Annotated in this window: 7 protein-coding genes; 4 read left to right on the plus strand and 3 right to left on the minus strand. The window is 55.2% G+C overall.

The features are described from left to right. The first annotated feature begins 264 nt into the window (after window positions 1-264). Together KTE_RS36415 and KTE_RS36420 are read left to right on the plus strand one after the other, a co-directional pair. Complete coding sequence (locus tag KTE_RS36415; RefSeq protein ID WP_201390476.1) at window positions 265-3,057, plus strand: tetratricopeptide repeat protein; 2,793 nt, start codon at window positions 265-267, stop codon at window positions 3,055-3,057. A 226-nt stretch (window positions 3,058-3,283) separates the two neighbouring features. Then, entirely contained in the window at window positions 3,284-5,689 is a 2,406-nt protein-coding gene (locus KTE_RS36420) for an FAD-dependent oxidoreductase (protein ID WP_201390479.1), read from the plus strand. A gap of 187 nt (window positions 5,690-5,876) precedes the next feature. On the opposite strand, the gene KTE_RS36425 is transcribed toward KTE_RS36420, so the two are convergent. From KTE_RS36425 to KTE_RS36435, 3 genes are all read right to left on the minus strand, one after another. Then, entirely contained in the window at window positions 5,877-6,089 is a 213-nt protein-coding gene (locus tag KTE_RS36425; RefSeq protein WP_201390481.1) for a DUF2795 domain-containing protein, read from the minus strand. A 291-nt stretch (window positions 6,090-6,380) separates the two neighbouring features. Next, window positions 6,381-8,285, minus strand: a complete 1,905-nt coding sequence (locus tag KTE_RS36430) for an SWIM zinc finger domain-containing protein (RefSeq protein WP_201390483.1) — start codon at window positions 8,283-8,285, stop codon at window positions 6,381-6,383. A 177-nt stretch (window positions 8,286-8,462) separates the two neighbouring features. Then, window positions 8,463-11,219 (minus strand): N,N-dimethylformamidase beta subunit family domain-containing protein, encoded by a 2,757-nt coding sequence (locus KTE_RS36435; RefSeq protein ID WP_201390485.1) that lies wholly within the window; start codon window positions 11,217-11,219, stop codon window positions 8,463-8,465. A 288-nt stretch (window positions 11,220-11,507) separates the two neighbouring features. Between KTE_RS36435 and KTE_RS36440 the strand changes: the two genes are divergently transcribed. Together KTE_RS36440 and KTE_RS36445 are read left to right on the plus strand one after the other, a co-directional pair. Further along, window positions 11,508-11,906, plus strand: a complete 399-nt coding sequence (locus KTE_RS36440) for a hypothetical protein (RefSeq protein ID WP_201390487.1) — start codon at window positions 11,508-11,510, stop codon at window positions 11,904-11,906. A gap of 111 nt (window positions 11,907-12,017) precedes the next feature. Beyond that, window positions 12,018-12,443, plus strand: coding sequence for a DUF6069 family protein (locus tag KTE_RS36445; RefSeq protein ID WP_201390489.1), 426 nt, complete (start codon window positions 12,018-12,020; stop codon window positions 12,441-12,443). The last annotated feature ends 95 nt before the right edge of the window (window positions 12,444-12,538 follow it).

Genomic DNA, 12,538 nt, shown 5'->3' on the forward strand with positions numbered 1-12,538 from the left:
GTGTTCTTAAGTTACTTATAGTATCGGCTTATGCAGATCAACAGGGCGTATAGGCCTCAAGAGAACTCGTAAAAATATGCTCAATATCTTTATGGGTCATGCCACTTCTCACGCCAGGTCTGGCTCCTGGCCTTTCTCTGCCTGTTAGAGCCAGAAAGAAGGCAGAGGCTTGCCAAAAGCGGGAAAAGCGGCTACCATAGCCAGAGAAGACATTAACGCACGGCAAACACCACAAATATAGCCACCTGGAAAGATGTGCGCTTGATGAAGAAAACCGCTCACACTGGCACCAACCAGCGGCTCAGGGCCGAACGCTTGCGTAAGCACTGGTCGCAACAGGAAATGGCGGATCATCTCGGGGTCTCTATAATCACGATCAACCGCTGGGAGCGTGGGGCCACGGCCCCCAGTCCCTATTTTCGTCTGAAGCTCTGCTCTCTCTTTGGCAAAAGTGCAACTGAGCTCGGCCTCTTTCCTGACGAGCAAGCAGAACAGGACACGTCCCCTGAGCCAGGGCCACCCATCGATCACCCCCAGCTTCCCCAACAACTCAAATATCTTCCCTACCGGCGCAATCCCTTCTTTACGGGCCGCGAAGCTCTTCTGGAGCGCTTACATACCCGCTTGCAGGCATCCTCCACGCAGATATATGCCCTGTGTGGTCTGGGCGGCATCGGGAAAACACAGACGGCCCTCGAATATGCCTACCGCTACTATAGCGCCTACCAATCCATTCTCTGGCTCCCCGCCGAGACTACAGAGATGCTGGCCCGGCGCTGCCAGGGCCTCGCTCGTCGTCTCGGTACCACTACCATACTTGAGGAACAAGCTCCCGAGGCGAGCCTGGAACTGGTACGTACATGGCTTGAAACGCATGAGAGCTGGCTACTTATCCTGGATAACGTCGAACAGGTCGCAGTCATCGAACCCCTCCTGCCTTCTCTCTTTAATGGTCACATCCTGCTTACCACGCGTGCTCAGGCAACTGGCCCTCTGGCACAGCACATCGACCTTAAGCAGATGAGTGATGAGGAGAGCGCGCTCCTGCTCCTGCGCCGCGCAAAGTATCTCGCCGTGTCTGCATCCTTGCACACTATTAAGGAACAGGACGTGTATGAGGCACGTGCTATCGGCAAGCTCCTCGGTGGCCTCCCCCTGGCCCTCGACCAGGCAGGCGCCTATATAGAGGAGACGGGATGCAGCCTGGCCGACTACCTGGCACGCTATCAGCGCCACCGTAAAGACCTGCTTGCCCGGCGTGGTAGCAATCCCATGGAGCACCCGCTCTCCATCGCTGGCACCATCTCCCTTTGCATCGAGCGCCTGGAACAGGAACAGCAGGCCGCCGCCGAGTTACTGTACTGCTGCTCCTTCTTGCAGCGCGAGGGCATTACAGAAGAGCTGTTGAGTTTGCTCGCCCCCGAATTGGGAATACAACTGGCTCCGGTCCTGAGCGATCCCCTGGCTCTAGATGACGCCATTGCCCGCCTGCGCGCTCTGTCGCTTCTCTATCGGCAGGCCACAACGCACAGCCTGGTAGTACATAGCCTCGTTCAGGCCATCCTGCGCGATGCTCTGCCCCAGGAGCAGCAGGGCACCTGGTTAGCACGTATCCTGCGCGGCCTGAACCGGGTCTTCACCGAGGAATTGAGCATGGAGGGCCTACGCTTGAATGAACAATTACTCCCCCAGGTCTTGCAGAGTTTGGAATCCCTAAAACAGACACACTCAGCGCCTCCAGAAACGACCTCTCTCCTTTATAAGGCGGCTCGCTATCTCGCCTTGCGTGGACAATATGTCCAGGCCGAGAGCTTTCTTCATAGGGCATTGGAGCTGCTTCATCAGTCTCCCCAGGCATCAACCCGGCGTCAGGATGAGGCTAATCTGGAGGCTAATCTGTATAATTGCCTGGGGCTGGTCTATGAGGCCAGGGGCGCGTATCAGCAGGCAGAGCAGGCCTATACCAGGAGCCTGGAGTTGCTTGAGGGCACGCTGTCAGCGGAAGACCCGAATTTGAGCGAGGCCCTGGAAAATAGCGGGCGCCTCGCGCTGGAGCAGGGTCGGCTTCCCCAGGCTCAGCACCTGCTCCAGCGCGCCCTGACACTACGCCAGCATAATCTTGGACCAGGCCATCCACACCTTGTTCCGCTTATCAAGCTCGTCGCCAACCTGGCGTATGAGCAAGGACAGTATCAACAGGCCGAAACCCTTCTCCTGCACGCAGTCGCGCTCAGTCAGCAGACGCTTGGGCCTACCCATCCACATACCATCGAGAGTATAAGCAGCCTCGCGACCATCTACAAGCTACTGGGACACTATCAACAAGCAGAGGAGCTCTATCAGCAAACCATTCTCCAGCTTGATGGCGACGACGAGACCGCGCGCTACTCGACGATTCCATCTCTGCGCGGCCTGGGCCTGCTCTATGGACTCCAGGGGCAGTATGAGCGCGCCATAGCCCTCCTCAAGCAGGCTCTCGCCATCTGTCAGCGCGTAGTCGGGCACACGCATCCCGATACCGCCGAGAGTCTGCGCACCCTTGGCCTTGTCTATCGCTTACAAGGTGACCTGTCCCAGGCAGAAGCATTTCTGTGTCGGGCCTGCGCGGTGTTCGCCAGTAGCCTCGGCGCCAATCATCCAGAGGTTGGCGCCTGCTTGAATACACTGGGACTCGTCTATGGACTACAGGAAAAATACGCACAAGCCCTGGAGACACTCCAGCAATCCAACCAGATCTTCCTTGAGGTCTTTAGCGACACCCATCCCCAATTCGCTGAAGGCCTGGCCACGCTTGGTATGATCTATAGTCTCCAGGGAGACGCTGCCCAGGCCGAGAAACTCCTCAAACGCGCCCTGCTTATCCAGGAACAGGCGCTAGGCAGCGACCACCCAGCGCTCGCCAACACGCTGCATAGTCTGGCCACGCTCTATCAAGAGCAAGGAGAGCGCGAACTGGCACTTCCCCTGGCTCAACGTGCCCTCGCCATCCGTGAACGCGTGTGGGATGCCGATCATCCAGAAGTCCTCTCCAGCCGCGCCCTGCTAGCCAACTTGTAGGGTCCATGCCAGCATAGACTCTATGAGGTTCTGCGGGATAAGGGTGTGGTGGCAGACGCTGAGAATAGAGTGACTTATCCAGATAATAGGTGCACGAAATGCAAAGTGTTAATACGAACAGAAACTGATAGGTAAACTGATATATCTTGTGATTGTTTTGCGCCAGATGGGAGCCTATTCTAAGAAGAGAACTAAAAATAGCAAGACAGTTGCAAGGAAAAGATCTATGTCGCGTCTCGTTACCTATCAACCAGCCACCACTACACTTCCAGCCAGGGCAGCTACACGCGATGAGCATGGGCAGCCCTCCTTTACCTTGACCATCGATGGACGAGTAATGCAGGCCTACGAGGGCCAGACCATCCTGAGTGTGGCCATTGATAATGGCATTCAGGACATCCCCAATCTCTGTAATGATGAGAAATTGGAGCCAACCTCGGCCTGCCGTATGTGCCTGGTACATATCGAGGGTCAGAAGAGGCCGCTCCCTTCGTGCAATACGCCAGCTCAACCCGGCATGGTGATAAAAACAAACTCGGATGAGCTTTTTCATATCCGCCGCACCAACCTGGAGATGATGCTCTCCGATCATAACGCCTATTGCCAGCCTCCCTGCCAGGTCGAGTGCCCTACGCATATCGATATCCCTGGCTACCTGGAGTTGATCGCGCATGGCTCAATGAAGGAGGCTGCGCGCCTGGTAAAAGAGGTCTTGCCCTTCCCCTATATCCTGGGCCTGACCTGTCCAGCTCCCTGCCAGGACGGCTGCCGCCGCAAGCTCGTCGATGAGGAGATCGCCATCTGCCGCATGCATGGTCACGCCGCCGAGGCCTGTCTGCTTGATCCTCCCATACCATATGAGAAAGATCCCACCACGGGCAAACGCGTCGCCATCGTGGGCGCGGGTCCGGCGGGCCTCTCCTGTGCCTACTACCTGGCGCTGCGCGGACACTACGTCAAGGTCTTTGATAAGCAGCCTCAGCCAGGCGGGATGCTGCGTTATGGCATTCCTGAGTATCGCTTGCAAAAAGATATGATGGACCGCGAGCTACAACATGTCTTCGATCTGGGGGTAGACCTGCAAGCCAATATCGAGCTGGGCAGAGATTTTACCGCCGATGACCTCTTCGCGCAGGGCTTCGACGCCGTCTATCTCGCTATTGGCTGCTGGACCAGCAACCAGATGCGCATCCCCGGCGAGGGCGCTCATGGCGTGGTCAACGCCATCAAGTTCCTCTATGACAAGGTCGAGGGCAAGGCCACACCCGTCAAAGAGGGGAACGAGGTCGTTGTCATCGGCGGAGGCTTCACGACCTTTGACTGCACACGTACTGCCCTGCGCCTGGGCACTAGAGTCCATACGACCTATTACCGTACACGCAAGGATATGACGGCCACGAATGAAGAGATCGAGGACGGCGAGGCCGAGGGAACGCATCTCCTGGTCGGCGCGGCTCAGCAGCGCGTGCTTACGGAAAATGGGCGAGTCGTGGGGGTCGAGTATGCACGCACAAGGCCTGGCGAGCCGGATGCCAGCGGGCGCCGCCGCCCCGTCCCCATTCCCGGTTCCGAGTTTGTTATTCCCTGCGATACGCTCATTCCAGCCATTGGCCAGAAGGTCGACACCTCCGTGCTCAATGAGCAGGACGGCGTGCAATGGACGAAGTGGAAGACCATCCAGACCAATCCCTTTAACTTTATGACCGACCGCCATGGCGTCTTCGCAGGCGGCGACTGCCAGCTTGGAGCGAGCACAATTATTCAATGCGTGGCGCAGGGCAAGTTGGGCGCGCGCTCAATCCATGCCTTCCTGCTGGGCGAGGATATGGACGAGGTCGCTCGCCGCCTGGAGCTGGAGGAGCGCAAGCCTGATCTCTTCGACATCGTGCCCTATAAGCCAGTCGAGCCCAGGGTTAAGATGCCGATGCTCCCCTATAAGGAACGCAAACACAATTTTAGCATCATCGAGATGAGCTACCTGCAAGGGCAGGCCCAACGTGAGGCTGCTCGCTGCCTCCAGTGTGCCTGTCCGGCGGCTGGCCAGTGTGACCTTCAGCGCTACAGTATCGAGCATGGCCTGGCCGATAACCGTTTCCACGACGGCGAGCCGAGCGACTACCATGACTACGAGACGGATCTCTCGCACAGCTTCATTCTGCGCGATCCCAACAAGTGCATCAACTGTATGCAGTGCGTCCGTGTCTGCCACGACGTCATCGGTCCCAACTGCTACGGTATGTTTGGCAAGAGCTTTGATACCATCGTCTCGACCCCGTTTAATGTCAGCCTGCATGACACCGATTGTGTCTCCTGTGGCGCCTGTGTCCAGGTCTGCCCGACCGGCTCACTGATGATGGCCGAGCGCCACCTGACGCGCTATGCCTTCGCGCTGGACCGCTGTATCTTCTGTGGCGACTGTGTCGAGGTCTGCCCTCACGGAGCACTGGGTGAGACCCCCAACTTCGAGCTCTCGTTCTTCAACCGCTTCGGTGAGGACGTGACCCTGGAGAAGCACGACCTGGCCCAGGCCCCCGACTACCTGGTCCGCCAGCGTCTCCCCCGCAGTAAGAAGAGCCTGCCCGTCATGAGCCCGCTGGTTCGCCCCCTACCCTCCCGCGGCATTCGCGAATAATAATTATGGGTAAAGCGTGTTGTGATGGCCAGTGAGTCGGCAGAGCCGACTCACTGGCCATCACAACACGCTTTACCCTGCGAGCCACGCAGTGGCGAGAAGTCACTTCGTAAAAAGAGAAGGCGATATGCTCATTTAGCATATCGCCTTCTCTTTTGCACCATGCTTATAACGCGCTTAAAACATGTTAGCGCTGGCTGCGGTTCATCTCACCGATAGCCTTGGTCAAACCAACAGGGCTGTCGAAGCTTCTCTCAGGCAGGCTCTGGAGCGCCTGGCGGATCTCGCTGGTCGCGCCATGCTGGTTCGCATACTCGATAACTTCCTGCTTGTCAGCGGGGAAGTCAAGGCCTTTGATACACTTCTCAACCTGGGCTGGATTAATTGGCTGCTGAGCCATCTTTTTCCTCCTAATCAGCAGCTTGCTCACATGAGGCACTTGCGCCAAAGTGTGGTACCGGTACGCAAACGCTTCACACGTACAACTGCCTATCTAAAATACTCACTCTGACATAACAAAAGCAGCTTCCCGGCGACGCTATCTTTTTATACGAAAACCAACGTCACTACCGTGGCTAGCGCTCACGCGCTCAGGTTTTCGATAGGCATTTACACCGTCGTAACGCCGCTCGGTTTGTTACTCTGTTCCTAGTATGCAGAACCAGGCGAAGAAGTATATGCAAACTCATCATCAAAGCTTTTGCATCAACTCGATCAGCTTCTTTTTCGACCGATGCTTATCACGCAGGCGCCTGATATATTCGCCCCACTCTCCACCTTTGTTCGCAGACATATATGCCTGCTTCATATACCCCAGGTAGCGCACAATATCTGCATAGTAAGAATGGTGTACCCTTGCCAGAGCGTCTTCAACCAGAGGGTGACAATAGCCAATTACCCACTCCGGGCGCTTGCTAGCAGCGGCCTCCAATACCGTCTGTGCCTTGATATTCCTTAGGTTTTCCCCTCCTGCATACCCTGGCTTCTCGACCAGCTTGATGGCGTCATCGATCATATCCTCGCGCAGAAAGATCCGTATCGCATCCTCGCTTTTTTCCTTCTTTACATGCGCTAACACCTCTGAGCGCAATTTTGGCCAACCCTCGCCCGCGATCTCTTTGACGTTGAGGTAGCTGGTCAGGGTACAGCGCTTTAAAAAGACATACCATGCCGATGCCAGCGCCAGGTCTTGCCTGCCCGCTTGCCTGGCGACTCCCATTGTCCACTCTGCCAGGGAGAGCTTCACATTGCCATAGCTTGGGGTATGATCCGGAAGCTGGAGACCATGTTCCGCTACCCGGAGCGCCTCGTTGACCGCGCCGTTTGCATAGACTCTCTGTGCCAGTTCCAACATCTCACTCTGGCTCTGTAAATGTTTCAGGCCAAAGTCGATGGCCTCCTGCTGTCGACCTCTTTTCAGCAACTGCTGCACATATTCTTTATAGCGTTTCATGGCCCGCGCCAGGTTCAGGTACTCCTCCCAGCGCTCATGACGCGCCAGGACATGTAGGCGCACCTCGACGATATCACCTACTTCTTCGTTGTCCGAGATCTCAACTTCCTCATCATCCTCATCCTCGAAGTCTTGCTCCTCACCCCAGAAGTCTGCCACGGCCTCGGCCCCTTCCGCCTCCTCGGCATCCGCAATTTCTCCTGCCAGTATGCGCTTGAGGGACTCCTCCTCCCAGCCCTCCTTCAGGACCTGCTTCATTACGAGAAACACATGAGAGTTCGCCCAGCTATCGCTAAGCTGCATCTCCCACTTCTTGATCTGCTTCTGCCACTGCTCACGCTCCTGCTTCGTCAGTTCAGCCCCCAACAGAGCCTCCGCCAGCAGGGAGGTAATTTCTATTCCAGTCGAATACAGCATGGATGGGTCGACATACTCGTCATCCGCGTCCGCCCAGTAGTCAATATAGACATCGAGCAGTGCCTTGAAGGCCTCCAGCACGCCGCGTTCCTGGCGTGCGTTTATCATCGAGGTAAACAGTTCAAGAAACGAGTCTACCTCTTCCAGGCCGGGATTGGTATATTCCTCATAATAATCGTCGTAATCATCCCAGTAATCGGCGGCCTCATCAAAGGCCTTTTTCAGCCGTTTACGCACAAATGCAGCTTCTATCCCAGGCAGCTCCTGCTTCCCCTGTGCCTTTGGCCCTGGCTGACTCTGCGTGGCCTTCACGACCTCCACCATCATCTCTACCTGCTCAATAAGCTTGTCATCAGACGCAACCAGCTTTTTCACGATCTGTACCATTTGCTCGGTTGTCAGGCCCGCTAGTAATTCATCCAGGCTGGGAGCCTCCACCACAGCATCCGGCTTATAAATGATCATCAGGCACACCGCAACCATATGCTTACATAGGCCACCATAGTTGTATGGGCAACTGCACGCTGCCTTAACGGCTCCAGGCTGATTAACTACCATAACATGGTATGGCTCGTACTCGCTACCCTGCACCCGCGCCTCATACGTATCGCCACGCAATACAAGCGAGGTGACTGCCCCCTGGTTATAGTAGACCTTCCCTCGCTCATACGAGTTCCCCGTCGCATTACAACGAACGAGCTCTTCTGTTAAAAATGACACTGGCATGCTGCAACCCATCTATTATTAGAAACGCTTCTGTTCAGACATTAAAGGGATTTTCTGGCTAAAAGTTTAGCACAAATCTGGGAAAAAGCCATATTAAATATTAATATACTCTGGAAAAAGAGACAGGCTGGAGCGTGTTGCGCTCCAGCCTGTCTCTTTTTCCAGAGTATATTAACTCTATTCTCCCGAGGTGGGGCCATTGTAGTTGCTCGCGACCTGCACATCATCGAAGTAGAGCGTCGTCTGGGCGTTGCTATACATCATAATGCGCTGGAAGGGATTGCCTGTAGAGAGATTCTGGTCAATGCTACCCTGAGAAGCTCCATTTAACCAGACCTGGGCGTGCCCCGCCTGGTCCTGGAAGTCCTGGATCTCCAGGCTATACCAGGTGTTGGCATTGACCGAGTTATTGGGCGTCGAGATGCTATAGACCTGATTCGATGCCCCCCAGAAGTAGATGTCAAAGGCGTGCGTGACATTGTCGTAGTCAACCTCCCAGATTGAGCCATTATTCTGGTTACGCCCAATCGCCACAATACTGCCGTAGGTGGTACTCGCCAGGCGCACATAGAAGCGCGTATAGGTATGTGCCTGCGCCGAGGAGAGCGGCGCATACAGGTAGGCATACTGATTACTGCCATTGGTAATGGCCGCGGCCTTCGTTCCACTATGGACCTGGCTCGACTCAACCGTTATGCTTCCCGAACCATCGCTATTGGGTAGCGACCACTTACTCGTGTTACCACCCTCAAAACCATCGCTAAAGTAGATCGTGGAGTTGACGCCCGTCCCGGTCAGGGCAATCGCGTAAGGGCTTCCCGCCGCGCTATCATTCACGGTCAGGGTCGCGCTCCGACTCCCCAGTCCGGCCGGTGTAAAGGTGACATTGATCGTACAGGAGGCATTGGGGGCCAGTGTACTGGAACTGGCGGGACAACTGTTGTTCTGAGTATAATCGCTAGCATTTGTGCCACTGATGCCAATGCTATTGATCGTCAGGGCAGCGGTCCCGTTATTGGTCAGGGTAATCTGTTTCGCCCCGCTGGCAATGCTAAGGTTCTGCGTTCCAAAGTCCAGGCTCGTGGGGCTCAGGCTACTCCCTGGCGCAGGCACAACGCCAGCTCCCGTCAGCGCGGCTGTGTGCGGGCTCCCACTGGCATCGTCATTGATGGTCAGCGTCGCGCTACTATTCCCCTGCACGCTCGGCTGATAGGTGACGCTAATGGTACAGGAGGAGTGGGCCGCCAGCGTACTCGGGCTTATCGGACAGGTATTGCTCTGGCTGAAGTCGCTCGCGCTACCACCCGTAATGCCTATGCTACTGATCGTCAAGGCGCTGCTGCCATTGTTGATCAGCGTCAGACTCTGTGGGTTACTGGCGGTATTGACGTTCTGGTTGCCAAAATTGATGCTACCAGGATTCAGGCTCACTCCCGGAGGGGCGGCACTAATGAAGTTATTAAGCAGGTTAGCAGTCATCTGCTGAATGCCCGCGTTTGCGTAGGTATTGCCCTGTGAATTATCCAGGCCCAGGCTCCATTGGATGGTACCCGAGGCAAAGACGCGTGCCCCGCTGGGAGCCGTGTAGATCGTCGTGTCGGCGTGCGAATTACCCGTACCACAGCAGGCATTTACCGGCGAGGAGCCCAGCACGATTAAGCCTGGTGGGGTTGCGCCGTTATCAAACACCCTGTCATACTCGTAGCCAATGATACCTGGAACCTTGCTACCATCAGTAAAGCCCGTGCCGGCATAGATCCAGTGCGAGGTATTCTTAGCCACAAAGGTATAATCCTGGTATACCTGCTGCTCATACATAACGCCTGCCATACCGTTCTCCGGGCGGTTAATATGCGGATCGCGCCAGAGATCGGTGAGCACAGAGTTATCCACATTAAACATGGGATCGGGTCCCGGCGGCGTGTTAAATTGGGCAAAGTCTTTATACCCCACCTCGATCCGATTGGCGACGCCTTTGCTATCGGACTCCAGGCGAATCTGCCAGTAGGAGGTATTCGCGCCAAAGAAGCCAACATTCACGCCCGCCTTGATGGCATTCTCGACGTTGTCGCGCATCGACTTGGTCCAGTACTCATCATGCCCAACCGAGAGGAAGGCCTTGTGATTGGTCAGAGGGTTGGTATTAGCAGCGGTATCGATATCCGTGGTATAGGTCAGGTCATAGCCACGCGACTCCGCCCAGCGTACGAACTTATACTCCCAGAAGAAGTAGTGGCCCGCGCCATTGCTATCGCCAGGACGGAAGGGACGGTTAAATGAAACCTTCGAGGCATGTGCTCCACTAAAGATCGATTTATTGGTCTCATTATTATAGAGTCCAGTCCCACCCCAGGTATTATACGCCTGGTAGGTCGTTACGCTCGTCTGGAAGACGATATCCTCGTGCCCGCCATCGTCACGCACCACAAAGAATATGAAGCTTGACTTATTCGTCGAAGTGGTCAGCTTTGCCAGGTAGACCCCCGTCACCCAGTCAGAGGGAATATTCAACGTGGTCGTCTTTGTCCAGTTACAATCAATCAGGCCAGTTTTGGGATCAGGATTAGGCATTGGCTGATGCACGCCGGTAAAACTGCCCAGCGAAGTCACCTTGCGCGCGCCTATTCCCCCATACCAACCCGTGCGAAAGACATCAATGCTAAAGCTGGGCGCGGTCGTTGTAACATACAAGTCTAACGAGTCACCATGGTTAACACTAATTTTCGAGCCATAGCCAGAAATCAGATCATACTGCAAATCAGAGGCAAAATCATTCCAGCCATCGGTTCCCGGTTTACTATTCTCGATCTGGATCGCGTTCTGTGTCGCATGCCTTGCCCCAACTACCAGTCTTGCGGTCACGTAGATGACTGGTAGCGCGGCCACTATCAAGAGACATACAAGAATGATACGCATTGGGCGCCATCGAGACATCAACTTTCTCATCACCCTGCTCCCAATTTCTCTCAAGCCACGCTCGAGATAAAATTCTTCTGCCACAAAATGGACGTGTGGGCAATAAATCAACCCACTTCAACCCACTTACAACTCTAGCGATTACATGTGTTTACCTTGTAGCGGAAATGATGGTGAATCGGTGGAGACGGGCAACAAAAAATGGATATCAAGTATATACATTCTCAGTCAAAAAGCTTCTGACCGACGCTGTAAAGCTCCTACATCACACTAGCAATAAAGCCACCGCTATCACTAAAAGTATAATTGACAAAAGCTCACATTTTAACGCTTCCTATGCAAAGGTTGCTGGGCAGGCGCTGGCTCATTGGTTTAAATATTATTGGGAACGCGGTCATGTTTGGTGTCCCCTCCCTCAGCAACAATCCCTGGCTTGTCGGCGCGGCAGGCCTCCTTGGTAGCATCGGCGGCCCCATGTGGACTATCGCCGCACACTCCCTGCTTGGGCGTAAGGTACCATCGTCACTCTTAGGCCGTGTCAGTGCCGCCTATAGTTTTCTGGGCAATGGCATCGCCGCCAGCGGCCCCTTGCTAGGTGGCCTCCTGGCCAAGCGCTTGGCCTACAAACTGCCTTCGCACTCAGCGCCGCCTGCACCCTTCTCATGCTCGTCCCTTTCTTCCTCTTTATCACAGAGAAGACCATGACTTTCGGCACAGCATGAAATGTGTCTTTCCATCCTTCCTCACGGCGTACGATTGAGGCTATACTTCTCTCGATCCCTGCAACTGAGTAGATAAATATAAGGAGAACAATCCATGGCATCCACGATCTCGCACAAACAAGTAGCTGCACGCAAGCTTCTCTGGGTTGGTCCACTGACGCTTATCGTCGCGGCCCTTGTGAATAGCCTTATCCGTACATTAGCCGTCGCCTTCCTCGGAGTTCCCGAGAGCTTTGCAAGCTTACAGTTACCCTCAGTCATAGGTAGCACGATTTTCTTTGTGCTGCTGGCTCTGCTGGCCTTTGTGCTGGTCAGTCGCTTTGCGCGGCGGCCCATTCAGCTCTACCGCGTTCTGGCGCTTATCGCCCTGTGTCTCTCGCTGCTCACGCCCATTATGGCCCTGACCGGCCTCTTCCCTGCTCCCGGCATGAACCTGCCCATCTTCTGGACCATGTTAACCATGCATATCATTACCGCCGCCATCGTCGTGGGGCTGCTAACCACCCTGACGCGCAAATAGGGGTGGCCTGCTCCTGGCGTACGCGGCTACGGTTTTCCCAACCAAGTAGCCGCGTACGCCAGGAGCGAGCCATCAAATCGGTCCTCCTACGTAGC

Source organism: Ktedonobacter sp. SOSP1-85 (assembly GCF_016587415.1).
In the GTDB taxonomy this organism is placed as follows: domain Bacteria; phylum Chloroflexota; class Ktedonobacteria; order Ktedonobacterales; family Ktedonobacteraceae; genus Ktedonobacter.

Bases quoted from the DNA above. Each gene is read 5' to 3' on its own strand.
- KTE_RS36415 (WP_201390476.1), top strand. From the start codon at position 265: ATGAAGAAAACCGCTCACACTGGCACCAACCAGCGGCTCAGGGCCGAA.
- KTE_RS36420 (WP_201390479.1), top strand. From the start codon at position 3,284: ATGTCGCGTCTCGTTACCTATCAACCAGCCACCACTACACTTCCAGCC.
- KTE_RS36425 (WP_201390481.1), bottom strand. From the start codon at position 6,089: ATGGCTCAGCAGCCAATTAATCCAGCCCAGGTTGAGAAGTGTATCAAA.
- KTE_RS36430 (WP_201390483.1), bottom strand. From the start codon at position 8,285: ATGCCAGTGTCATTTTTAACAGAAGAGCTCGTTCGTTGTAATGCGACG.
- KTE_RS36435 (WP_201390485.1), bottom strand. From the start codon at position 11,219: ATGTCTCGATGGCGCCCAATGCGTATCATTCTTGTATGTCTCTTGATA.
- KTE_RS36445 (WP_201390489.1), top strand. From the start codon at position 12,018: ATGGCATCCACGATCTCGCACAAACAAGTAGCTGCACGCAAGCTTCTC.